Source organism: Shouchella hunanensis, assembly GCF_028735875.1.
Taxonomy (GTDB): Bacteria; Bacillota; Bacilli; order Bacillales; family Bacillaceae_D; genus Shouchella; species Shouchella hunanensis.
Genome location: NZ_CP117834.1, coordinates 2,252,464 through 2,277,418 on the forward strand (window position 1 = coordinate 2,252,464; position 24,955 = coordinate 2,277,418).

A 24,955-nucleotide genomic window follows, 5' to 3' on the forward strand; every position below is an offset into this window, starting at 1 on the left:
ACCCTCGTTTACCCGCAACCACAGACGCCGTTTGTCTGTGGTTTTTTATGATGATACGCCTTTTATCTCATCATAAAAAGGACGTGTAAAAATGGAACAATTAGTAGTAGAACTTAGCGGTGTCCATGTAACGCATGGAGATCAACTTATTTTGGAAATAGATCGCTTGCCTATCTACCAATTTGATCGAATTGGCATTGTTGGGGAAAATGGAAGCGGAAAAAGTACGCTTTTAAACGTGCTAGAGGGGCGCGTTCAGTCAAATAGAGGTCATATTCATCGGCATATTCACTTTGCTTATTTCGCTCAAAAAGAAGCCTATGAAAAAGAAAAAGTGGAGGGTGAATGGATTAGTAGGCTTGAGGTTCCCAATCGTAGTCAAGCAGACATGAGTGGAGGTGAACAAACACGTCTCAAATTAGCACAGCTGTTTAGTACCTATCAAGAGGGCATGCTATTAGATGAACCAACAACTCACCTCGATGAAAAGGGAGTAGATTTTCTCGTTGAAGAACTTCGCCATTATTATGGGGCGCTTGTGATCGTTAGTCACGATCGGTATGTATTAGATCAGCTCGTGACGACGATTTGGGAGTTGAAAGACGGTCAAGTAAAAGAGTACAGTGGGAATTATTCTGCTTATGAAGCGCAAAAAAGGATGGAACAAAAGGTTCAACAAGAGCAGCATGAACGGATAAAAACGGAAAAAAAGCGGCTCTTAGCTGCCGCTGAAGAGAAAAAGAAAAAAGCCAGACATCTAACGAGTGGGAATCGGTCGATGTCAAAGAAAGAAACAAAAGCGACAGCGAATCGCATGTTTATGACAAAATCAAAAGGAACAAGTGAAAAGTCTATTCAACGCGCAGCGAAGGCACTCGAACAACGTGCTCAGCAACTCCCAGAAGTAGATGCCGTCGAGAGTGAAAGGCCGATTGTGTTTCACCAGCCAGCGTATTTACAAATCCACAATAAAGTGCCGATCTTTGCCAATCAATTAACCGTAAAAAAACAAGACCGTGTGTTAATAGAAGACGCCCGCTTTCAATTTCCTTTAGGTAAAACCATTGCAATTACAGGCAAGAATGGCTCAGGAAAAACGACGTTGCTACAATCGATCGTAAATCGAAATGAAGGGATAACGGTTTCACCGAATGTTCGGTTTGGCTCTTATCAGCAATTTAATTTTCAACGGAAAGAAAAGATATCTATTTTAGAGTCGATGAAGCAGAATAGCGAACAGGAAGAGGGACAGATTCGCTCTGCATTAGCTGCAATGGGCTTTGTTGGGAACGATGTGAAGAAAAATGTGAGTGACTTGAGTGGAGGGGAGTCTATCCGACTACAGCTTTGCCATCTTTTCTTAGGTGCATGGAATGTTCTTGTATTAGATGAGCCAACAACTTTTCTTGATGTACAGAGCATTAAAGCATTAGAGAAGTGTATAAAAGCATACAAAGGAACGGTTATTCTTGTTAGTCATGATCGAACGTTTCTACAAGAAGTAGCGGACGTTCTCTATACAATTGAAAATCGCAAACTACTAAAGGGAGATGGAAAGAATGAATCCAGCAGAAATCATACAATTAGCTAGACGTTATCAATTACAACTAGAAGAGAACTCAATAAAAGTGAACGAATCTGGGCTTGATTTTCGTGTAGCGCACGCAAAGGACTCGACAGGTGAAAAGTGGATTTTACGCATTCCTTGTAGGGAGGACTCTTTAAAACATGGTAAAAAAGAACAAGCCGCTTTAATGATTCTTAACAAACAAGTAAGCTTTCAAGTGCCTCAGTGGACTATTTTTTCAAAAGAATTGATTGCCTATAAAGAGCTAAATGGTACGCCAGCAGCGACGATTGATATGGAAAAGCAAGCGTACGTATGGACCTTTGATGAAACAAAAGTGCCCTATTCCTATCTTCAATCTTTAGGTAAGGTGATGGCGGATCTACACAATGTTCCAAGCGATCAAATGGCGCTAACAGGTGTTGACATACTAAATGGAGTATCACTTCAATCTCATATGGAAAAACGAATGAACAATGTAAAAAACCATTTTGATATTCACCCAAAACTGTGGGCGCGCTGGCAAGCGTGGCTAGAAAATGATACGATTTGGCCGACTTTTTCAGGTGTGAAGCATGGAGATTTGCATCCGGGACACATTTTGCTAAACAAGGAATTAGAAGTGACCGGTATAATCGACTGGACGGAAGTATCTGTTGGCGACGTGTCCGATGATTTCGCTGCCCATTATCAACTCTTTGGAGAAGAAGGGTTGGATCAATTACTTGTCACGTATGAGCAGGGAGGCGGACGTGTGTGGCAAGGGATGAAACAGCATATTATTGAACTTCGTGCTGCGTCGCCGGTGCTTGTCGCTGAATTTGCGTTGTCATCAGGCTTAAACGATATGGTGGAAATGGCGAAAACGATGCTTTCATCTGATGGATGATAGCCGGATCAAATTGCTTTACTGACTGTTAATGAGCGGGGTAAAGTAGAAGCAGAATAAGAACATTGAGGTGAAGGATATGGGTGAGTGGATTCGGAATGTGCGTATGGAAACAGGGTTCGAAACAGAAGGTGACTTTATTTATGGAAGCAAAACCCTATCGTTTGATATAAAAGTGGAAGCCGGTAAAGTAGCGGAGATTCAGCCATCAGGAAAAAGAGATGGCTTTAATGGGAACGGACAGTTGCTATTACCAAGTTTACAGGAGATGCATTGTCATTTAGACAAAAGTAAGCTTGGTGTGCCATGGCAACCAATTACGCCAGCGAATTCGATTGTAGAGCGTTTTACGCAGGAAATAAACGAACTCGATCAGTTAGACCTCTCGTTAAAAGAACGTGCACGCAATTTAATTAATCTTGAATTGGCAAATGGCGTTACGTTCTTTCGATCGCATATTGACGTTCACCCTAAAGTTGGACAACGATATTTAGAAGAAATACAAGACGTGTTACGCAATTATAAAGGGAAACTTGACTATGAACTAGTAGCGTTCCCCCAGCACGGTATGCTGCGTTCAGATGCCTATGAAGAAGTGAAGCAAGCTCTTCTAGCCGGTGTTGATCTGATTGGGGGAGTAGACCCATCTTCTCTTGATGGTGATGTTGAGAAGTCGCTTTCTAAAACCTTTGAGCTTGCTACAATGTTTCATGTTCCCATTGACATTCACGTTCATGACCGTGGGGAGCATGGGCGAAAAACAGTCAAGACGCTCCTTGATTACACAAAGCAAAGCGGTTGGCAAGGTAAGGTGGCGATTAGCCATGCATTTGGGTTGAACGACTTTGTTGAAGAAGAAAGAGCTGAGATCTTTACGGATTTAGCGGAGACTGGTATTTCAGTTGTATCAAGTGTTCCCATAACAGGTGTTATCCCGCCTTTAGAAGAATTACGTTCGTATGGTGTACATGTAAGAATTGGCTGTGACAATGTTTACGATTCTTGGTCTCCTTTTGGAACAGGGAAGGTAACTGAAAAGCTTAATCGTTATGCTGAGATGTTTCGTTTAACGAAGCAGGATACGTTAACACACGCGTTAGAACTCATTACAGGTCAGCCTCTTTTGATAGAAGAAGGTCAGCCGTGGCTTAAAGAAGGAATGGACGCCTCGTTTATTCTTGTTGACAGCTCGTCTACAGCAGAATTTGTTGCCAGACAAAATGATGTGAACGCTAGCTTTTTTAAAGGAGCGCTTGTTTATCAAAAGGAGGATGTATAATGATTACGAGTGAAGATAAAGCCTACTTAATTCAATGTATTGAATTGGCAAAGAAAGCGCTAAAGAATGGAGACGAACCGTTCGGATCTATACTCGTTTCAGCAAATGGTGACATACTAGTTGAAGATTATAATCATGTCTCTGGCGGTGATCAAACGCAACATCCTGAATTCGCAATCGCGAGGTGGGCTGCTGCTCACTTAACAACCGAAGAACGGAAGACTACAACTGTCTACACGTCCGGTGAACATTGCCCAATGTGTGCAGCTGCTCACGGTCTAGTAGGGCTAGGCAGAATTGTTTATGCAAGCTCATCAAAGCAATTGCGTGAGTGGAAAAAGGAGATGGGATTGGCACCGGGCAATTTGTACCCGTTAGGGATAAAGGATGTAGTCAAAACAATTTCTGTTGATGGACCTGACGAAGAATTAGCAGGCGAAGTGAAACGTTTACACGTCCAAAAGCATACACGATAGAAAAAGCGCAGGTTCACCAACCTGCGCTTTTTTTGACGATACGGGTAGAGGGAGAAGTGTTATTCTCTTGCCTACTTCGTCTATTCGCTCACTCGTGTCCCTTGGTGAAAATAAAGCTTCCACTCCGTTCCGTCGTGTGTCCAAATCGAACTTCTTAGCGTTTCTCTGTTTAAGCTATGGTTTTTCACTCGATAAGTAGTAAGAACCGCTTGACCACCAAGTGGATGCATGGTCCAATCATGCAAAGTTAACGTGTGGGGGCTTGCGCCATCGACGAAATCTTGTCGAGTGAAGACCCTCCCTGAACTTCCGAATTCAAAAAAATCATCTGCTAGGACATGACCAAGGGCTTCACCCGATTTCCGGACGGCTCCACTTAAATGTAATTCCTCTAATCGTTTGAGATGCGTTTTAAGCTCCATATACGTCTAACCTCCTTTATAACCAGCTCTGATAATGATGAAAAGTGACGTGAAAACAATCACGGGGAAACGCATTCTATCGTGTATAGAATTATCGTACATCATTAAACATCTAAGGTGTCAGTTGAATGTAGTCAAATACGAAAAAAAGAACTCTACCAATAAAAACGGTAGAGCCTCACATGCACATAGAATAAGCCCATGCGCCTGAGATGCACAGATTTAAATGAAAGCAGAAATGGCGTTACGTCTTCTCTTCAATAACCGTTAGTTCTTCTAGCTTTGGATGTTGTGAACCAACGAAAGTAGCACCGCTATTGCGTTGATTTAGAATAAAGTCCATGTGCTGTTGAGTAATTCTTTCACCTGGAATGAGAATCGGTATTCCTGGGGGATAAGAAATAACGAATTCTGTATTAATTTTACCGAGACTAGCTGTCAGAGGGATAAGTTGTTGCGGTGAGAAGCTGGCTTTTCTTGGTGTCATGCTCATTATTGGTGCTGGTGGTTGTACCACAGGGTGAGTCGATGGTTGCGTTTCTTGATAGCGAGCGACTAGTTTTTTTAGCGCAGTATATAGTTTCTTTGCGTCTTTTTTCTTTGTGCCGATTGTGAATACAGCTAAAGCGTAGCGAGTGTCAGCTAGTTCAAGTAGGATAGTATATTCTTTTTCTAACAGGTCCTTTAATTGGTAGCCAGAGAGAGGGAGTGTATCAATTTTTATGATGACTTTTGACCGATCAAGATCAAATGAGGCACCTGAATGAAGTAGTTCTTTTTTAGTTGGGCACGAAATACCTGTTAGTGTATTTACTTTTGAACGAAAGTCATCAGCAAGTGCTAATGTTTTTTGAAGCTGCAGCCTTCCCTGTCGTTCTAGCTGATAGCGAGTTGAATCAAGGGAAGCAATGAGTTGAAAAGGACGCGAAGTAGACAATAAATAGTTCATCGCATGTTGAACTCTACTAAAGTCAACCAGCCCTTCTCGATATAGAAGAATGGACGTTTGGTTCATTGAGCCACCAAGCTTGTGCAGGCTTGTTGCTGCTAGGTCAGCACCTGCTTCCATTGCGCTAATAGGTAACTGAGGATGGAAAGGCAAATGGGCTCCGTGTGCCTCGTCTACAATGACAGGTATACGTTTTTCGTGAGCAATGGATACAATTGTTTTTAAATCTGTACAAACACCGAAATAGGTGGGGTTTATTAGCAGGATAGCTTGAATGTTTGTATACTGATTGACAGCATGTAGGAGGGATTTCGCTGAATAATGATTGGATATACCAAGGTCGTTATCAAATTCAGTTTCAAGAAAGAGAGGCTCAGCCCCGGCGAGAATGATTCCGGCTATCACGGAGCGGTGTACATTCCGCGGAACAATCATTCTTCCGCCATCGTTGCATGTTGCCAGAATCATAGCCATAATAGCGGTGCTCGTCCCTTGAGTAGATAAAATGCTGCGATCCGCTTTATAGGCTTTTGCCATCTCGCTTGTGACATCGTTTAAAACGGATGATTCTAATACGTTAACGTCAATCATATCAAGTTCTAACAAGTGGCTTTTGGCTAATTTTCTAAATGTAGATTCGGTTCCCATCTTACGGTGACCTGGTGTGTTAAAATGAGTTCGGTTTTGAGCGAGAAATGTTGCTGCGAACTGGTTAGTAGGGTAATTTTTTTTACCCAAGGTGCTCACGTCCTTTATTTGTATAAAGTGGCAGTGACTTTCTCTATTATGTATAAGCGGGAGTATGGTAAGGGTGACAAAAACAGACGAATATGCGTGCTAGACGAACAAAGAATACGGCCTTATGGATAAAGATTTGTTGGAAAATAGATAAGTGCAGGTTTGAATCCATGACAAATAATCGAAATTATTAGGCATTTTTAGCGTATAATCCTAAACTTGAGCGTGGTACCCTAATAATAAATAAAGTGATACAGGCACGATTCTTACAGTGACATAAAGAAGCGAAAAAAGTGTTTTTAAGTAAATGAAAACGCTTACTCATAAGAAGGGGGTACAAGTTTTGTCAGTCATAAGAGGAAGAGGACATTGGGTTTTTCCTAGTTTGACAAGTGTTGTTGTTGTTATGGTGTTAGCGGGATGTTCAGCAGAAGAATCCGATGCAATTGAAGAAACGATTACGATTGAAGGAAAAACGACTGTTACCTATTGGCACAATCACACTGGTAGAGGGCTTGAGGCTATTCGCCAAGTTGTATCCGATTTTAACGAGAGTCAAGATGATATTTTTGTGCAAGAAATCTATAGTGCTTCAACAGAAGGGGATGACCAACGCTTACTTACTGCCATTGCAGGAGGGAATCCACCCGACCTTGCTCACTTTGACCGTTTTAAAGTTGCCCAATATGCAGCAGAAAACTCACTAGAACCACTTACACCGTTTATTGAACAAGATCAATACGATATGAACTTGTATTACGACTATGCTGTCGATGAAACGACTTATGACGATGACATTTATGCCATGCCCATTACGACGGATTCACGTCTACTATTTTATAATAAAGACCGCTTTCAGGAAGTCGGACTTGATCCAGAAAACCCACCTACGACAATAGAAGAATTGGAAGAGGCTATCGAAAAGCTGTCTACGATAGAGGACGGGCGAGTTGAGGAATTAGGAATGGTTCCGTGGACAGCTCAAGGTTGGTTGTATACGTGGGCTTGGACTTTTGGTGGTGATTTCTATGATATGGAAACGAATACGTTAACCATTGATCATCCTAAAAATGTGGAGGCACTGGAATGGCTCGTTTCCATCGCAGATCAATACGACGCAGCAACTGTAACGAGTTTTGATACGGCTCAAGGAAGTAATGAAATGGATCCTTTTATTCAAGGAATTTATAGTATGAAAGTCGATGGCCCGTTTTCCATATCAACGATTCAGCAATATAAACCGGATCTGAATTATGGTGTCACACCGATACCAACACCAACTGGAGATGATTTCGCTACATGGTCAGGTGGGACATCTGTCATTATTCCAAAAGGTGCCCATCATGCTGAAGAAGCGTGGGAGTTCATGAAGTACTTTGGTAGTTACGAGGGGCAAATGACCTACAGTGAAATCAATAATCAAATGTCTGTGATTGATAAAGTGAACGAAGATTTGTATCATGATGATCCAATAATGACTGAATTTATTGATATTTTACCGAGCTCAAATGCACGACCACCTATTCCTAGTGGCCAATTATTGTGGAATGAATTAGACAGAGCGGTAGAGTATGCCATTCATGGAAGAGGAGAGCCACAAGAGCTTTTAGAGCGTGTTCAGAAAAGGGTAAACCAAGCAGAGGCTGAGGAATAGGAGGGGTTCATATGGCGCAACTTGAAACGAATAAACCACCTAAAGTTAGAGTGAATAAACGACGGTCAAACGAAAACCTTACAGGCTGGTTGTTTGCGATGCCTTGGGTAATCGGGCTACTACTCTTTTTTGGTTACCCGTTGCTTTCGTCTATGTATTACAGCTTTACAGACTTCAGTATTCTTCAAAGTGGTGAATTCATAGGATTAGCTAATTACCGTGAGCTGTTTCAAGATGATTTATTTTGGATTTCCATTTATAACACCATATATTTTGCTGTCTTTTTTGTACCACTTAGTATCATCTTCGGTGTTGCTCTTGCAATGGTGCTGAACATGAAGGTAAAGGGAATGGCGGTCTATCGCACGATCTTTTTCTTACCGACCCTTGTACCACATGTGGCTTTAGCGATTTTATGGGTGTGGCTCTTAAACCCTCAGTTTGGGTTAGTCAATGCGATGCTTGATTTTGTCGGCATTCAAGGACCACCGTGGCTAGGAAGTACGTTCTGGTCAAAACCAGCCCTCATTTTAATGTCGCTTTGGGGAATTGGGCAAGCGGTAATCATTTATTTAGCTGGATTAAGTGATATCTCTCAAGAATATTACGAAGCAGCCGAAGTAGATGGCGCAACATTCTTACAAAAGACCTTTAAAATTACGTTGCCTTTATTAACACCGGTTATCTTTTTTAACTTAGTAATGGGTTTTATCGGTGCTTTCCAACAGTTCACGTTGCCTTATGCCATGACGAATGGAACAGGAACACCGGCTGATTCATTAACCTTTTACGTCATGTATTTGTACGATAATGCGTTTAGTTATTTTAGAATGGGCTATGCCTCGGCAATGGCGTGGATTTTGTTTCTCATTATTCTAGTACTAACGAGTCTTGTTTTCTGGAGTTCAAAAAAATGGGTTCACTATCAAGGTGATTGAGGAGGAATGAGAAGTGGAAGCAACTGCTAAGAAGCGTTTCAAAAAAATTTATGCACATACTGTCTTGATCATCGCGTCTATCATCTTTCTCGTTCCGTTTATTTGGATGGTGTCGACATCGTTTAAACCAATAACGCAAGTGTTTAGTTTTCCGCCAGAGTTTATTCCTCGTCCTTTTCAATGGGAAAATTATATTGAAGCGACTCAATACATACCATTTTGGACGTACACGTATAACACCGCAGTGATCACAGGATTAAGCACTTTAGGAGTTGTCATTTCTTGCCCAATCGTTGCTTATAGTTTCGCCAAGTTACGATGGCGTGGACGGAACATGATGTTTGCCATTACGATTGCCGTAATGATGATACCGGCTCAAGTAACGATGATACCGTTGTTTTTACTTTTTAATCAGTTTGGTTGGGTTGGAACGAATTTACCTCTCATTGTACCAGCATTCTTTGGGGTTCCGTTCTCTATTTTCCTTTTACGTCAGTTTTTTAAAGGATTGCCAGATACATTAAGGGAAGCAGCAAAGATTGATGGAGCAAGTGAATGGCGGATTTACTGGCAGATTATGTTCCCTTTAGCAAAGCCAGCCATTCTAGCCATTGCGTTGTTTCAATTCATGGCCTCGTGGACAGATTTTCTTGGGCCGCTCATTTACTTAACAGAAGAAGCGTCTTACACGCTTTCATTAGGATTACAACAATTCCAAAACCAGCAAGGATCTCAATGGCATCTAATGATGGCTGTATCTACCATGATGACATTACCCATTATCGTCCTCTTCTTCTTTATGCAAAAAACGTTTATTAACGGTATCACTTTTACAGGAATAAAAGGATAGCGAAAAAACAAAAGACGAATGCCCAATGTAATAGGCTCCCTCCTATGTTTTCACGTTTTATCGTGTCTTCTAGTCAGGGAGCCGATCACGGGAATCATTCGTCCTTTTGTTGCATTCTAAGCTTCTGATTTACTTTGTTTTAAAGCTTAAGAAGCCGTCGTCAACTGGAATGGTTTGACCGTTTACAGCATTGGCTGCGTCTGTAAATAAAAACGTAACGACATTTGCGACTTGCTCAGGTTTAATTAATTGTTGACGCATGTGAAGTTGGGCAAGTTGTTCTTTCGCTTCATCAGAGTCGCCTAAAATGGGGGTATCAATAAATCCTGGCGCAACGCCAACAGAACGAATTCCGTAATCAGAAAGTTCTAAGGCTGCTGATTTTGTCATCATCACAACGGCTGCTTTCGCTGCATTGTAATTAAAACTTCCTAAGGCAGCAATAGAACCATAAATGGATGCCGTATTCACAATTGTTCCTTGCACACCTAATTCAACCATTTTCTTCGCAGTGTAGTAAATACCGTAGTAAACACTATGCTGATCAACGTCAATTACTTTGTGATAGGACGCAGGGTCTAGTTCGAGTAGTGGTTTCACAAGGCCAATACCGGCATTGTTAAAAATCCCATTAATCGTATTAAATTTTTCTGCGGTCCAATGAACCATCGCTTCAACTTCTTCTGCTTTAGAGACGTCAACTTTATAAGAAACGACCTTATCTACAAGACCGATTTCTGCTACGAGTGACTCTGCTGCTTCGCTATTAAAATCAGCAATAACGACAGACGCGCCCTTTGCTGCTAGTTGTTTAACCGTTTCTTTGCCGATCCCACTTGCGCCACCTGTTACGATGATAGCTTGTCCTTCCATTTCCATTAGAAGCCCTCCTATGTTGTTATCTATAGCATGCTTTACTAAGCTTACCTTGATTCAAGCTCATTATACGCTTTCCTTTTTAAGCCGCAAGTAGGCACCTTCATGTGACTTAGTAACATGAAGGATAGTGATGAAGAGAAAGAAAGGTAGCTGATATAGATTAGGCCACATCGTCTGGTACGGTGGCAAGGATAAATAAACAAGCAAAACCAATGATGAGAACTAGCATACCACTAATAAAAAAACCTTTTGGCCGTCTCGTCTTTGCAACTGTATAACGAATAAGCACGACAGTGAAAATAAGGTAGAACAAGACAAGAAGATCCATTATACCCCTCCTCTTTAGAATGACCATACTATGATATAGAAAATAATCAACGTTTTGTATGGAGCAAACTGCTGTACAAATTATGCCTTTATCATTATAGTTATTAAAGAGTCTTTATATCTTTTATTAAGGGGGAAAAAATGAACGATCGAATCCAACGTAAAATAGCAAACCTGGAAGGCTTACAACGCTTTCCTGCTGAAGAGCTACTTTCGTACTTTCCAATTAGTAAAAAGGATACGATTTTGGATCTTGGTACTGGAACGGGCTATGTGGCTCGTGCAATGGCAGATAAAGTCGAAAAAGTGTACGCGCTAGACTCTGATAAAGATATTTTAGCTTATCTTATGAAGACAAGTGAAGAAAGCGGCATTCGTAATATCGAGCCAGTTGTCGGAGATTTTAAATCGTTACCGATTCCGAAAGATCATATTGATACCGTGATTGCCTCTATTTCTTTACATGAAGTGAAGCCATTATCCATCGTATTAAACCAAATTCGAACAACGTTAAAGAAAGGTGGGGTATTTGTTTGCATCGATATTGAGAAAACGGACAACCCATCAGGTCCAAGAGTGTCTTCTGAAGAAATGGAATGGGAGATGGTCAACGCTGGTTTTACCATTGTTAGTAAATCGTTTCCAGCAATGAAGTTAGGTAAAGAGCCACTTTATGTAATCGTTGGAAGAAAATGAAGAAGGAACATAAAAAAACGTGGCTGTTTTAATCATCAAATCAAAAGCGTGATGGACTTTTCAACGTATCCACCACGCTTTTGCAAAACCCCGTTTTAAAACTGAGGCATCGGAAGAACTAAGGGGGATTCTTCCGATTATCCATTGAGTAGGATTATGTACACCCAAAGGGTAGTGTGACTCACATCTTACAATTTGGAGTTTAACGCGCTATAATGGATTCGTCAATATATACAGAAAGTTTCATATCTTTTAACATATTTTTCGAGACTTTTTGTATCCGACTTTTGGTGGTCTTACACAGATAAGCACATTAAATGAAGCTAGCATTACAGGTACAGTAGCTTCTTTTGTCATGTTACAATGAAGAAAAAGGAGGAGATGCTCGGTGAATTTGCCAAGTTGTTGGTCATGTCAATATACTTACTCCTATAAACAAGCATACGTATGTACATTTGCAAAAACAAAATGTCCGTCCTGTGGGGAGAAGCAGTACCAATCAAAACGAAGTAAGCTGAATTTTGGATTGATTTTTCTTATGGCATTTATTCCATTGTTTATTGTTAGGACGTTTACTGCTATTTCATTTCCAGCATATCTAGGTATGATGTTACTCTTGTTTATTGTTGTTTCTTTTCTTTTGCCATTTTGTTATCGCTTTACCGATGAGCAAAAAAGTTACTTTTAAAGTGAGACCGCTGCTTGATTGTAAGCGGTTATTTTTTTGTGGGGAGTCGTTGCGGATGAAGTACATTGAGTGTGGGTGGGGAAATCGGTGGGTGTTGCGAACCGAAGTCGAGCATAGAGATGGTTCAGAGACTGAGTATAGGGGCTGGAAGGGTCCCGTATCGGTTCAATCCGTTTATTTTCGGCTATGGGTGGGTCAAACCATTCTCATATTAGATAGCAAAGAAGGATGGAAAAGGCAACAAAAGACGCAATCGCGCTTTAAATGTGTAGTTGGACTTGTGAGTAACTAACATGTGCTTACGGTAATTCTATGCCTGTTAAAAAGAAAAAATAGAACCCTAGTTGGGTTCTATAACTCAGTGTCCTGTATCGGGTTTACTCTTTGTACTGACAATGGTTTCGATTGAATAGTAATTCTCATTGCTTGGAACTATTAAAACGAGAAAAAAAGAAAGTAAAGTGAGAGTGAGCCACTTTTTCATATCAATCCACTCCTAATTTAAGAAGATTTTTCTTAGATGAATATGCTTCACGTAAATATTTTACCGATAATTCCAATCTATTTTGTTCTTCAAAGTAAAGTGCCAGCTCATCTGCTAATTCTTCTGCTTCAAAATAAAGGCTATTATCTTTCAACGTTTGAAGGGAGTGATCAATAAGGTCAAGATCCTCGTCTAAGTACAAGCCTTTTAATATGTTGCAATTTGAAATAAATTCAATCATATTAAACAGTACCGCTTCTTTTAACCCCTCTTCTAGGAGAACAGTTGCATATTCCTTTTCATCAAGTTTAAATAATGTTAGTGCCAAATTATACTTTGTTTTAGTAACGAGTGGGTGTGCTTCCTTATCCATCTTTTTTAAAACGTTCTCATAATAGCCTCTTGCAGCAGAATAGTTGTTGTAACGATATTCATTAATACCGAGCATACGAAGAACAATGATTTCAGCAACGGGATAGTTACGTGCACTTACAAGATTTTCTTGCAGAATATCATTTGCTTTTTCATACTTATCTGTTTCAGAAAATAACCCTGCCATTATGTTATAACTAAAAATTACTTTCTCGGTATATTTAAGGCGCTTGAACGTAACAATTGCGTCTTCTAAGTATGAACTAGCAAAGACATATTGATTAATTCTCTGTAGAGCTGATCCCATATAATAATGGAACTCTGCTTCTTCTGCATCATCTTTTACATATTCTAGCAAACGCTCTGCTTTACGAAATAATTTAATTGCACTGCGATAGTGCTCTTGAAGAAATTCATGCTGACCGCTAATAAAATAATAGTAATAATGTAGGAGATTATCCATGGAGCTTTTTACAATAGGGTCAATGCGATTAAACATTTCGTCGCCTGCTTCTTTATCTGTTGTTTGGTTCATCATCATGTTGAAGCGGTACTCGACAAGGGAATAATAAGCGAGAATTTGGTCACTTTCTTCCATTTTTTTAAGCATGTCTTTAATTTCTGCTTGCAGTTGAATCGCTTGATCAACGGATCGAGCAATAATGCAACTGTACCACTCTACAATCTTCGCCCCTACAATTTCTGAGCGAATGAAGTCCGACATGTGTAACCCCCCTTTCTTCATGTATAGGCTTATTTTACTAATAAAAGGGAAATGATGTAAGAACAATTTGATATTTCCCAATATACTATTTGTTAATTTCTGGGTAAGGTGCATTCACAAAAATACACCATCAGCAACTGCTGGACAGGTACCGATGGTGTTAGCCACCTTAATTGTTTAGGTGGCTTCAGACATTACTAGCAGTTTTCTCATATGCAGCGGATTTAGCAACCCAATGATGAGAGGCTCGTTCAACCAATTCATGATCTGTATCGTCTTCAACAAGTGGTAATGGCAGTGTCAGAACAGGTTCTTGGCGACGCAGGCTAGGGTTGGTAATAGGAATGGCAGCCAACAGATTTTTTGTGTAAGGGTGGTAGGGTTGCTCGAAAATCCTTTTTGTCGATCCCATTTCTACGATTCTCCCCTTGTACATAACAGCGACCCGATCGCAAAATTGTTGGACCATCGAGAGATCATGGGCGATAAAGAGATATGTTAGTCCAAGATTCTGTTGAAGGTCTTTGAGTAGCTCGATCATTTGGGTCTGAATGGATGCATCGAGTGCAGAAAGAATCTCATCGCACACAATAAGCTTTGGTTGGACTGCGAGTGCCCGAGCAATGCCAATTCGTTGTCGTTGACCACCTGAGAATTCGTGAGGGTAGCGATAAGCCATGTCTCGGTCTAAACCTACTAATGTTAGGAGTTCAACGACACGGGTATAGCGCTCTTGTTTCGTCTGTGCTAATTGATGCAAATCAAGTGCTTCGCCAATACTATCGATAATTTTCAGGCGTGGATCTAATGAGGCATATGGATCTTGAAAGATAATTTGAATATGGCGGCGCATGCGTTTTAATTCGTTTGGTGCCAGATGCCCTAGGTCAAAGCCTTCATATAAGACTTCTCCACTAGTCGGTTTATGCAAGTGAAGCAGCGAACGACCAGTTGTTGATTTTCCAGATCCAGACTCACCGACAAATCCAAATGACTCGCCTTCATAAATGGTAAAGGAAACATCGTTGACTGCTTTCGTTACATGCCCTTTTGCTAATTGAAAGTACTGTTTTAAGTTGCGAACTTGAAGCAGCGGCTTGTTATTTGAAAAAGTAGGTTCTTCTTTGTCTGTCATCATTTTAGGAAAAGCATCCAGTAATCGCTTCGTATAAGGATGTTGTGGGTAATCAAAGATGTCTGTTGCCTGATTTTCTTCTACAATTTCTCCTTCTTTCATTACGATTACTCGGTCACACAGTTCTGCCACGACACCAAAATCGTGAGTAATAAGCAAGATGGATGTACCTGTTTCAGCTTGAATTCCTTTTAATAAATCTAATAGTTGAGCTTGCACCGTCACATCGAGTGCAGTGGTTGGTTCATCTGCAATAAGGAGGCGGGGTTTGCACGCGAGAGCGATGGCGATAACAATGCGCTGTCTCATTCCTCCTGAAAACTCATGAGGGTACTGTTTGAATCGCTGTTCAACTTCTGCAATGCCGACTTTTTCCATTAGTACCAATGCTTCATGTTTCGCTTTATGAGGAGTAAGCTTCTGATGTTTCCGAATGCTTTCTGTTAATTGTTTGCCAACTGTCTTGGTCGGATTTAATGATGTCATTGGATCTTGAAACACCATTCCAATTTCTTTACCACGAATTCGCTGCATCTTTTTCTCAGGTAAATCTAGTAAATTAGTTGACATAAATTCAATTTGACTCTCATCCCCATAGACAGCAGAAGGAGAAAGTAGCTGCATAATCGCTTTCGCCGTTACGCTCTTTCCACTACCTGATTCTCCTACAATTCCTAGGGTTTCTCCTTTATTAATTGTGAAAGTTATCTGTTTAACCGCTTCAACATAATCATCACCACTTATAAAGCCCACTGATAAGTCTGAGATGCGCATTAAGTGCTCCATTCAAAATCCTCCGTTTACGTTCTTTTTCTTATCATAAAATTAAATCCCGATTAAATCAATATACTTAATTGACTTAATGATCAAGCGGTGCTATATTCATACATACATTTATAGATTTTTTTACAGTTGGAGGTGATGAGAGATTGTCTACGTTGCGAGTCACAGCCTTTATCGCTTCTCAATATGATAAAGCGATGCAGCAACCATCGTATCGTTTTTTACTTTTATTGCTTGGATTCCCACTACATATCATTCGGTTGATCGTTGTGATACTACAGCCTTCAAAAACGACTGTGTTAAAGGGGTCTGATCGTCGACGGCAAGAATTATTTGATCAAGAAAAGAAAAAACAAGCCTTTTTTAAGCAAGAGAAATCTTTGAAAGCAACGAATCAAATTGTGGATGAACGACTTAAGCAAGAGTGTAATGACCAAAACGAAGGACTGCTGTTTCAACGACTACGAAGAGACGTGTCAATTTTTCTAACAAAGCCAGTTGGGTTTACAATGGGTCTTGTTCTTGCTTTTCCAATGTACGTACTGCTTATGATCTATGCAAATCCGTACGTAAAATATATTGCTGAGCGCTTGCTAATGATGGTGTACGTCGTCTTCGGCGTAACCGCACTCGTATTTACCATCCTTTATTTATCACCATTTGATCCAGCAATAAATTTATTAGGGGAGCAAGCATCACGAGAGCAAATTGAAGCATTTAATCGGGTTTATGGGCTTGATCAATCATACCTTACTCAGCTATGGCAAGCGGTTCAAGGCGTATGGACTTTTGATTTAGGCAAGTCGTACGAAGGAAATGAAGAGGTGGTTCAAACCATATTTCGTAGGTTTCCAGTGACACTACAGTTAACGCTTTTATCCCTTATTTTAGCGATTGTAATTGCGGTACCAGCTGGTATTTATGCAGCTGTAAAACGACATTCATTTTATGATCAGTTCTTTATGTTTGTTGCATTAATTGGGCTTTCAATTCCTAGTTTTTGGCTAGGTCTAGTCATGATATTGCAGTTTTCGATTCAACTAGGCTGGCTCCCGGCAACATACAGTAGCACGAACAATCTTTCGTTACTGATGCCAGCGATTGTGCTTGGAACAAGTTTAACGGCTGCGGTTGCACGAATGACGCGTTCATCAACACTGGATGTCATACAGGAAGATTATATGATGCTAGCAAAAGCAAAAGGACTGTCTGGATGGACGGTTATCGTAAAGCACGCAGTACCGAATGCGTTAATTCCTGTTGTAACCATCATTGGTCTTCAATTTGGCGGAATGCTTGGTGGTGCTGCCGTTGTGGAGAAGGTCTTCAACATTAGTGGATTAGGTAGTTATATTGTGGATAAACAATTTATTCCTGATATACCGGCTGTACTTGGCGGCGTTATTTATATAGCGATTGTGATTTCGATTATTAATTTATTAGTTGATTTACTTTATGCATTCCTTGATCCACGGATACGAGCGAAAATGAAAGAATACTAGTGAGGGGGTGAGCGTGTGGATCGAGCTAGAAAACAGTTTACATTTCGTCAGGTACGATTCTTCTTCTTCTTATCGACTGGGTTTTTCCTTCTGTTAACGTTAGTGAATCTAAACGGTATAGGCGAATTTGGTGGCTTCTTTCTGTATACAGCTATCCAATTTATCATACTGGTGTTACACGGCTTTCTTCTTTTTCTTGTTCATAAACGTCGCTATACAGACAATGAGAGAGGTGGCGTTAGCAAAGGCTTAGCGTGGGTACTGTTATTCGGTGTTTTTACAGGGAATGTCTTTGCGTCATTAGCCGCTTTCTATGTCGTGAAAGAAAAACGAACTGCAACGACGATTCTGGTCTTTTATATGATTCTTGCAGATGTGCTCGTCATTCTTGTGTCGTTAGTAAATTTATTTAAGCCCTATGTGGCAAATACATTTATCCCATCTATGATTCTTTTATTTAGTGTATTGCTTATACACCTGTTGTTCTTTTTTGCGCTTCCATTCATTCAAAAGTCAACGAAGAATAGAAAGCGGGGTCTAGGTGTTCTCCTGTTACTAACAGTCGTAACAGGAAATCTATTCGTCTTATTCGTTCTCTATACGATGTTCATTCAAGAACAACAGAAGAGAGGGCTACTAGAAAAATTAATTTCTTACCCGGCGCCGATGATTGGATTATTTTTCATTCTATTTTTATTCATGATATCCGTTAGCAGTTATGGTGTTTTCGATTACGGAGATGCCATTACGAATAATTACAGTACGATTCTAGCTGAACCAAGTCTTGCCCATCCGTTCGGCACAGATAATTATGGGCGAGATGTATTTTCACGCGTCATATTTGGGGCACGGATCTCTTTGATTGTAGGATTTATCGCAACCCTTGTTCCGTTTGTTATTGGAGGGGTTTTAGGAGCTGTTTCCGGTTATTTTGGTCGTCGTTCGGATAATGTGATTATGCGTTCTCTTGATGTTTTGTATGCTATTCCTGATATCCTGCTCGCGATTACCATCATAGCAGCATTCGGTGCAAGTACTGTCAATTTAATTTTGGCATTAAGTGTAGGGGCCATTCCTGGTTATGCACGAACAATGCGTGCCAATGTATTACAAGTATCAAACCTAGAATATGTTGAATCTGCTCGTGCTTTGGGGGCAAATCATGTAAAAGTTTTAGTGAAACATGTGATTCCGAATGCCATGTCACCAATGATTATTCGATCGACATTAACAGTTGGTACCGCCGTTTTGGCAACAAGCAGCTTAAGCTATCTTGGTTTAGGCGTTGAACCACATATACCAGAATGGGGCAATATACTGAGGCTTGGAAGCTCCTATTTAGAAAGCCAGCCTCATCTTGCTTTATTTCCAGGTCTAGCGATCATTTTACTCGTATTGTCGTTTAATTTTTTAGGAGATGGCCTACGAGACGCAACCGATCCACGTTTATCGTAAAACAAATCTAAGGGGGATGTAACATGAAGAAAAAATGGGGACTAACATTAGCATCTTTTGCTTTGGTAGCACTGAGTGCTTGTAATGTCACAACACGAGACGATGTGGAAGGAGAGGCAACAGACGTTGAACCGCCAGCCGAATCAGTTGACATTGAACTACTAGCGATGAGTAGCAATGAACAAGATATTAACATATTGCGTGATCAGTTAACGTCTAATGGATTTACGGTTTCAATAAACCAGCAGCCTGATTATGGCAGCTTTGTTTCGCAACGAGATGCTGGTAATTATGATATTGCGATTTCTAGCTGGACGACAGTAACAGGAAACCCAGATTATGCGATTCGTTCATTATTTAAATCAGATGGCGACAATAGTTTAATAGACGATGCTGATATTGATGCACTCATTGAAAAAGGTTCAACAGAATCACCGGAAGAGTATACCGATACGTATCGTGAATTAGAAGAAACCCTTGTAACCGAAAATGCCTATATTGTTCCGCTTTATACGTCTATGAAAAACCAAGCGTTTAATCAGGATGTATTAAAAGAAGAATCTGTTCGTCTATCTAAATCACGCGCATTTGCTTGGGATAGTGTTGATTATGTGAAGGTAGAAGACCAAGAGGAAAGACCGCTTGTACTGACTCAAGCGATTTCAGAATTAACATCCCTTGACCCGATTAAGGGGAATGACGGTTCCATTAATCAACTGAATACGAATATGTATGTTCGTTTAGTGAATTTAACCGATGATGATGAGATTACAGCCGATGCCTCTCTTTCTTATGAATATGCAATTGCAGAAGGGAATGAGGACTATTACTTCGTTTTACGAGATGATCTCTTCTTTGCGGCAGTAGAGGGAGAAGATGTTGTGGAGACAGGGGAGCGCGTAGGGATTGATGATGTGATCTTTTCTCTAGAGAGAGCGTCTGATCGCGATTCTGTGCCAGATCATCGAACGTATACGCTTCATGAACATATCGGTGAAGTGACGGCTGTCTCTAATTTAACAGAATTAGAAGATGCGACATTGGCTGGAAGTTCAGATTCGATTCTTGAACATTTGGAATCAGGTCTTGATCAATCGATTGATTCCCTTGTCACAGACAAGGATGCTGCGAATTCAGAGGAAGGGGCCTATCAAGTTGTGAAATTGACGACAACTGAACCGTTCCCTCAAGTTCTAAATTACTTAGCACACCAATCGGCAGGAATTGTATCGAAGTCTCAAGTTGAGTCAGTGAACACCTATAATGTTGAAGAGTTTGATGTCAATACAGACATTCCTTATGGCGATCAGCGTTTAGTGACAGAAGGCAGTGATTTAGAGAATAGTTTGTATGCAAGCGGTCCGTATATCATGACGTATAAGAACGACTATGAAGCAGTATTTTTAAAGAACCCAGGTTACCAAGCTGGAACGGAGTATGAGCCAGCGATTGAAGAAGTGCGGGTTCGCTTTATTAGTGACCCTGATTCAGCACTTTCGGCCTTACGTAGTGGCGAAATTGACATGTATTATGGTGTTCCTGAAAATAAAATGGATCTTGTGGAAGGCGATGAAAAGCTCCAGCTCCAAAGTATTCCAAGTAACGGTGTGACGTACCTCGCGTTCAACACATCTAACCGTGATGTTGCAGAAAGCGTTGATTTACGAAAAGCGGTTCTCTATGCAATCAATCAGGATGAGATTATTCAAGTATACAATAATGATAAATTGCCAGCGTACTCTACGCTCAGCCCACTCGTTGATACAGGGAATAAGCTTGAAGCAGATCAAAACAAAGTGTATGAGCATGTAAATGCTTATCTTGAAAGCAAGGATGAATAAAAAAAACGAGCCTTTCAGTCGGTAAAGATGAAGTGCTAAAGCGTAAAAGAGGCTGGGACATAACTAAAAGTAGTATTTGAAAAGACGAATAGTCTAAAATATGCTGAGTAGCACCGCTACAGGAGAATCCTTCGCTTTCCGGGTACACGGCCTCAGCCTCCTCCGTGGAAAACCGCCACTCCAGAGTCTTCAGACACGTGGTGAACCCCCAGGAGTCTTCGGATTCTCCTTCCGTTAATTTTCATATAAAACAAACGACGAACGTTCCTATTTTCAGGAATGTTCGTCATTTTAATCTGTCTATCTACTTTTGTCCCAGCCTCTATTTTTTTAAAATTCTTTAGGACTTTAGGTGCAACGATAACCTTGTTTTACCAATATGCTTGTGGTATGGTTTAGGGTATGAATAGTTTGATTATTTTAAAAAATATTCATTTAATCGTTTTAAAAGAATTAATTTAGATGAATGTACAGAACTTTACAAACTAACAGGGGGCAACGATCTTACAAATGAAGTATACGAAATTACTGAACACAACATTGGAAAAATATAAAACAAATGGAGCGGAAGAAGCCTATCACTATATTTCTAAACATGCGAATGAAGTTGAAGGAAACCATGCTCAAATTTACAACTTTCAGTACGCTTTGGCTGCTGCATCTGGACACGAAGATGCAGCCTTAGCAATTATGAAAGAGGCGATTATTGAGAACGGTCATTGGTATTCTTATACCTACCTTTTGGAGGATGAGGACCTGGATTCCCTTCGTAAGAACGAGGAATTTCAATACATGATTGATCTATGTAAAAATAGAGAAGAAGAAGCGAAAAAAAATGCTGAATCGACATTTGAAGTGATTGTTCCAGATGAAGGTCGTACGAAAGAGGGTTTATTCATCGCTCTGCATGGAAACCAGGAAAACAATTCGTTTACAAAAGTCAATTGGCAAACGGTTACATCAAATGGTTTCGTATTAGGATTGCCACAGTCTTCTCAGATAGAATTCTCAGGTGGGTATAATTGGGATGATGTAGAAAAAGGATCAATGGAGTTGCAAACTCATTATGAAACAATGAAACAGAATGTTCAGGTGAATCATGGACCTATCATTCTTGGGGGCTTCTCTGCTGGGGCAGGTGTTATTTTAAACACCATTTTGAAACGTGATATTCCAGTACAAGGGTTTATTTTTGTGGGACCCTGGTTACCAGATATCGAGCAGTATGCTGATGAATTAGCTATGATGGCAGACAAAGGCATAAAAGGGTACATTATCTGTGGTGATCAAGATGAAGATTCTCTTGACTGTACGAATACGTTTATTGAATTGCTAGAGAAAAAGAACGTAAAGCATGTGTTTGAATTAGTAAACGGATTAGACCATGATTACCCTGAACATTTTGATCGGTTCTTGAACAAAGCGATTAACTATTTAACGAATCATCACTAAATCTTCGAGAAAAAGAACATGCTTGTTTTCGTTAGAATGAACTAAAAAAAACAAGCAACTTGGAACTAGCACAAGGAAAAAGCCAACTCCTCGTAAACCATTTTCGTTTTGGACTTTATTGACTAAACAACCCCAATGATAAGCTGGTTAGCGTTTATCGTTGGGGTTTTATCTTAGGTCTAAGGTCCTTAAAGCAGTCGAATGGGAAGAGCTCCGTTCATTAGGATTTCGATGTTTCCGTAATTTCAACGTGTGTGACATTTTCAGAGCGAACGAGTACTTCGTCTTCTTTCATGACTCCAAATGAAACAATCTTATTTTCTGTTAATGCACCATCGATCGATTTAGCTGCTTTATTGACGTCGCCATCGTCTCTAATAGATTCATAAATCGGTCGATCTCTACCGATTACATAAACTTTGATTTGGTACGGCATAAACAGTCTCCCTCATTTCATTTAAAATACGTACTACAGAAATGATAACCGTTGAGGGTACATGTAAAACTACAATACTGGAATTCTTTTCAAAAAAATTGTTTGAGAATGAAAGTCAGCCTACGAAGAGAAACACAAAAAGCATTCTCGGTAACAAGAATGCTTTTGCTTATTCTTACACAACACCAATGAGGATTGCGATTAACACCATGACAATACTGAAACCCCAGAACCAGAAGAAAGAGTAGCGAATGTATTTACCCATATCAATTCCTGCAAGCCCAACGGCTAGCCAGACAGCTGGCGCTAAAGGACTAACAAACGTACCAACTACGTTTCCGATAAGTAACGCATAGGCAGTTGAGGTACTTGCTACACCAACCTCTGACGTAATCCCTTCTACAATTGGCAAAAGAGCAAAATAGTAGGCATCTGTACTTGTGACAATGTCGAACGGTACACCTAGCAAGCCAATGATAATATGGAGGAAAGGTAAGACCGCAGCAGGTAAAATTGCTACACTGTCTATCGCAATCGATTCTAACATACCTGATCCATCTAATACCCCTAGAAAGGTACCTGCTGACAAGATGACCGCAGCCATTAACAAGGCACTAGGTGAATGTTCTTTAATACGATCCATCTGTGTTTGTACATTAGGATAGTTGATCATTAGTGCCAACACCAAGCCAATCATAAAAATGTAAGCAGATGGCAGGGGATTCCAAACTAATACCCCAATCAATGCAACAAATAATATGGCATTCGGCCAAATGAGATGGTAGCGCTTTAATTTTGGATCTCCTGAATTGCTTATCGAATTAAGCGCTTCTTTTAAATCAGCATCGGTCATCGCTGTTGCCGCAGCTTCAGAGTGAGCGGTTTTTTGGATCCGCTTTTTCTCTCGTATTCCCAAAATGTATCCGAGGATTAACACAAGAACAACACCAATGATCTGCATCGGAATGAGTGGAAGCCAAATATCTACAGGGTCTCCACCAATCACACTAGCTACTCGACCAGTAGGACCAGCCCAAGGAACCATATTCATAATACCAGCACTAATTCCGACGAGCATAACGAGTAAATACGGACTCATGCCAAGACGCTTGTACAACGGTAGTAATGCCGGGATGGTCAAAAGAAAGGTCGTTGCACCGGCACCATCTAGGTGAGCAATCGTACCAATTGCAGCTGTACCTACAGCGACGGTAACGACATTCCCTTTTGTAAGTCGAACCATGCCGCGAATGATCGGTTCAAAAAAACCAGTATCTTGTAAAACGCCGAAGAACAAAATAGCGAAAATGAACATAATGGCTACGTTGAGTACCCGATCAATCCCTATTTCAAAGAAATCCGTAATTTCAGTAAATCCAAAACCTGCAACAAGGGCACCAACAAGCGGCACAATGATCATGGCAACGATCGGACTCGCTTTCCCCCATATAAGTAAAGCAACGGTAATAAGAATAATAGAAATACCAATAATACTTAACAAGCTAAACCCTCCTGATGTAAAAGAAAAATGTTTACGCTTACATAATCTTATATTTTGATAAGCCTATCATATTAAATTGGACAACGGAGGTTCTGGTGATAAAGAAAGTTATGTTCATATTGTTCATTGTGAAATAATTTAGTAGAAAAATACTTAAAAGCAGTCGAGGAAAAGCAAGGTGACACAGCCTCTTCTACTTATAGAGGCTGTTCGTCTTCTTTCAAATCAGCAATAATCGTTTGAATAGGGATAAAGGTAAGATGACTAGGTTTCGCTTGTTTTAAGTGTTGGATTTTCGTTTCATCTCGATAGACGAGTACATATTCCCATTCGACATTTGGGATAAGTTTTTCTCGAGCTGCCCGTTTTTTAAAAGACGTATAGGTCTGATTCATCCATCGTTCGACTTGGGTAGAGATAGTAGGATGATGGTCACTGGTCTCGTGACGGTTTGCAAAGTCTGGATGTTCATCAGGATGAATACAAATCTCGCAATGGATATAGCGCCATGAAGCGTCTCTTTGATGCTGAACAGCTAAAAGATCATAATGGCCATTTTCGCCTTTCATGGTAAAAAAACCTTGCTGATTATACCAATATTCAACTAATTTATTTGTAGGTAAAGTCATCGTAACCCCTCCCTAAAAGCTTTTGAATTCTTTTATTATAGCAATCATTTCATAAATAAACGAACAATTAGACGTAGGAGAAAAGAAATTGCCCCTATGCGTTCGTTCATTTCATAATCCAATGTTAGGAGTTCGGTGTAACGATCATAGTGTCACGGATTCATATGTTGGTGAAGACAAATTTAAACTGTCATTGCCGTTGTTTCATTTGGAAAGATATGATACGCTCAATAAAAAAGTTCCGTTATGTGGTTTTCGAAACCGATTAATGGAACTAATGGAGGCGATC

The 24,955-nt window shown here is 40.3% G+C and carries 23 protein-coding genes; 14 read left to right on the forward strand and 9 right to left on the reverse strand.

Translation table 11 applies throughout. The features are described 5' to 3' along the window. The first annotated feature begins 91 nt into the window (after window positions 1–91). The 4 genes from abc-f to PQ477_RS11460 all read left to right on the forward strand — a co-directional run bounded on the left by abc-f (window position 92) and on the right by PQ477_RS11460 (window position 4,211). Window positions 92–1,591 (forward strand): ribosomal protection-like ABC-F family protein, encoded by a 1,500-nt coding sequence (gene abc-f, locus PQ477_RS11445; protein ID WP_274271874.1) that lies wholly within the window; start codon window positions 92–94, stop codon window positions 1,589–1,591. Then, window positions 1,560–2,456, forward strand: a complete 897-nt coding sequence (locus PQ477_RS11450) for a macrolide 2'-phosphotransferase (protein ID WP_274271876.1) — start codon at window positions 1,560–1,562, stop codon at window positions 2,454–2,456. The genes abc-f and PQ477_RS11450 overlap by 32 nt, the downstream gene beginning before the upstream one ends. 79 nt (window positions 2,457–2,535) lie before the next feature. Further along, complete coding sequence (locus PQ477_RS11455) at window positions 2,536–3,735, forward strand: amidohydrolase (RefSeq protein ID WP_274271878.1); 1,200 nt, start codon at window positions 2,536–2,538, stop codon at window positions 3,733–3,735. Beyond that, the gene (locus PQ477_RS11460) at window positions 3,735–4,211 is read left to right on the forward strand and encodes a nucleoside deaminase (protein ID WP_274271880.1); all 477 of its coding nucleotides are present in this window, start codon (window positions 3,735–3,737) and stop codon (window positions 4,209–4,211) included. Before PQ477_RS11455 ends, PQ477_RS11460 begins: the two co-directional genes overlap by 1 nt. Before the next feature lie 80 nt (window positions 4,212–4,291). Here the strand turns inward: PQ477_RS11460 and PQ477_RS11465 are convergent, their stop codons facing one another. Beyond that, entirely contained in the window at window positions 4,292–4,633 is a 342-nt protein-coding gene (locus PQ477_RS11465) for a nuclear transport factor 2 family protein (protein ID WP_274271882.1), read from the reverse strand. Window positions 4,634–4,877: 244 nt separating this feature from the next. Continuing rightward, window positions 4,878–6,320, reverse strand: a complete 1,443-nt coding sequence (locus PQ477_RS11470; RefSeq protein WP_274271884.1) for an aminotransferase class I/II-fold pyridoxal phosphate-dependent enzyme — start codon at window positions 6,318–6,320, stop codon at window positions 4,878–4,880. A gap of 343 nt (window positions 6,321–6,663) precedes the next feature. On the opposite strand from PQ477_RS11470, the gene PQ477_RS11475 reads away from it, so the two are divergent. The 3 genes from PQ477_RS11475 to PQ477_RS11485 are packed head-to-tail and all read left to right on the forward strand — an operon-like array spanning window position 6,664 to window position 9,762. After that, window positions 6,664–7,974, forward strand: coding sequence for an ABC transporter substrate-binding protein (locus tag PQ477_RS11475; protein ID WP_246117119.1), 1,311 nt, complete (start codon window positions 6,664–6,666; stop codon window positions 7,972–7,974). Window positions 7,975–7,985: 11 nt separating this feature from the next. Further along, entirely contained in the window at window positions 7,986–8,912 is a 927-nt protein-coding gene (locus PQ477_RS11480; RefSeq protein WP_035397382.1) for a carbohydrate ABC transporter permease, read from the forward strand. 13 nt (window positions 8,913–8,925) lie between these two features. Then, window positions 8,926–9,762 (forward strand): carbohydrate ABC transporter permease, encoded by an 837-nt coding sequence (locus PQ477_RS11485; RefSeq protein WP_035397380.1) that lies wholly within the window; start codon window positions 8,926–8,928, stop codon window positions 9,760–9,762. A gap of 129 nt (window positions 9,763–9,891) precedes the next feature. Here the strand turns inward: PQ477_RS11485 and PQ477_RS11490 are convergent, their stop codons facing one another. After that, window positions 9,892–10,641, reverse strand: coding sequence for an SDR family NAD(P)-dependent oxidoreductase (locus PQ477_RS11490; RefSeq protein WP_035397378.1), 750 nt, complete (start codon window positions 10,639–10,641; stop codon window positions 9,892–9,894). 160 nt (window positions 10,642–10,801) lie between these two features. Then, window positions 10,802–10,969, reverse strand: coding sequence for a hypothetical protein (locus tag PQ477_RS11495; protein ID WP_274271886.1), 168 nt, complete (start codon window positions 10,967–10,969; stop codon window positions 10,802–10,804). A 140-nt stretch (window positions 10,970–11,109) separates the two neighbouring features. Here PQ477_RS11495 and PQ477_RS11500 point away from each other — a divergent pair, with 140 nt between their 5' ends. The 3 genes from PQ477_RS11500 (at window position 11,110) to PQ477_RS11510 (ending at window position 12,644) form a co-directional block, all read left to right on the forward strand. Continuing rightward, complete coding sequence (locus PQ477_RS11500) at window positions 11,110–11,664, forward strand: class I SAM-dependent methyltransferase (RefSeq protein WP_035397373.1); 555 nt, start codon at window positions 11,110–11,112, stop codon at window positions 11,662–11,664. Window positions 11,665–12,052: 388 nt separating this feature from the next. Then, window positions 12,053–12,352, forward strand: a complete 300-nt coding sequence (locus PQ477_RS11505) for a TIGR04104 family putative zinc finger protein (protein WP_274271888.1) — start codon at window positions 12,053–12,055, stop codon at window positions 12,350–12,352. 55 nt (window positions 12,353–12,407) lie between these two features. Next, window positions 12,408–12,644, forward strand: coding sequence for a DUF3977 family protein (locus PQ477_RS11510; protein ID WP_274271890.1), 237 nt, complete (start codon window positions 12,408–12,410; stop codon window positions 12,642–12,644). A gap of 193 nt (window positions 12,645–12,837) precedes the next feature. Here the strand turns inward: PQ477_RS11510 and PQ477_RS11515 are convergent, their stop codons facing one another. Beyond that, a complete protein-coding gene (locus tag PQ477_RS11515) occupies window positions 12,838–13,932 on the reverse strand; it encodes a response regulator aspartate phosphatase (RefSeq protein ID WP_274271892.1) in 1,095 nt (364 codons plus the stop codon). Window positions 13,933–14,119: 187 nt separating this feature from the next. Next, complete coding sequence (locus PQ477_RS11520; protein ID WP_274271893.1) at window positions 14,120–15,853, reverse strand: ABC transporter ATP-binding protein; 1,734 nt, start codon at window positions 15,851–15,853, stop codon at window positions 14,120–14,122. A gap of 143 nt (window positions 15,854–15,996) precedes the next feature. On the opposite strand from PQ477_RS11520, the gene PQ477_RS11525 reads away from it, so the two are divergent. The 4 genes from PQ477_RS11525 (at window position 15,997) to PQ477_RS11540 (ending at window position 22,100) form a co-directional block, all read left to right on the forward strand. After that, the gene (locus tag PQ477_RS11525; protein WP_274271896.1) at window positions 15,997–17,352 is read left to right on the forward strand and encodes an ABC transporter permease; all 1,356 of its coding nucleotides are present in this window, start codon (window positions 15,997–15,999) and stop codon (window positions 17,350–17,352) included. A gap of 15 nt (window positions 17,353–17,367) precedes the next feature. Next, window positions 17,368–18,807, forward strand: a complete 1,440-nt coding sequence (locus PQ477_RS11530) for an ABC transporter permease (RefSeq protein ID WP_274271897.1) — start codon at window positions 17,368–17,370, stop codon at window positions 18,805–18,807. Between the two features lie 23 nt (window positions 18,808–18,830). Continuing rightward, on the forward strand, window positions 18,831–20,648 hold the full coding sequence (locus PQ477_RS11535) for an ABC transporter substrate-binding protein (RefSeq protein WP_274271898.1): 1,818 nt from the start codon (window positions 18,831–18,833) through the stop codon (window positions 20,646–20,648). A 510-nt stretch (window positions 20,649–21,158) separates the two neighbouring features. Further along, on the forward strand, window positions 21,159–22,100 hold the full coding sequence (locus tag PQ477_RS11540) for an alpha/beta hydrolase (protein ID WP_035396619.1): 942 nt from the start codon (window positions 21,159–21,161) through the stop codon (window positions 22,098–22,100). A 220-nt stretch (window positions 22,101–22,320) separates the two neighbouring features. Here the strand turns inward: PQ477_RS11540 and PQ477_RS11545 are convergent, their stop codons facing one another. The 3 genes from PQ477_RS11545 to PQ477_RS11555 all read right to left on the reverse strand — a co-directional run bounded on the left by PQ477_RS11545 (window position 22,321) and on the right by PQ477_RS11555 (window position 24,666). After that, on the reverse strand, window positions 22,321–22,536 hold the full coding sequence (locus PQ477_RS11545; RefSeq protein WP_035396617.1) for a hypothetical protein: 216 nt from the start codon (window positions 22,534–22,536) through the stop codon (window positions 22,321–22,323). A gap of 175 nt (window positions 22,537–22,711) precedes the next feature. Further along, the gene (locus tag PQ477_RS11550; protein ID WP_035396615.1) at window positions 22,712–24,037 is read right to left on the reverse strand and encodes a CitMHS family transporter; all 1,326 of its coding nucleotides are present in this window, start codon (window positions 24,035–24,037) and stop codon (window positions 22,712–22,714) included. A 197-nt stretch (window positions 24,038–24,234) separates the two neighbouring features. Continuing rightward, on the reverse strand, window positions 24,235–24,666 hold the full coding sequence (locus PQ477_RS11555) for a hypothetical protein (RefSeq protein ID WP_035396613.1): 432 nt from the start codon (window positions 24,664–24,666) through the stop codon (window positions 24,235–24,237). Window positions 24,667–24,955: the final 289 nt, after the last annotated feature.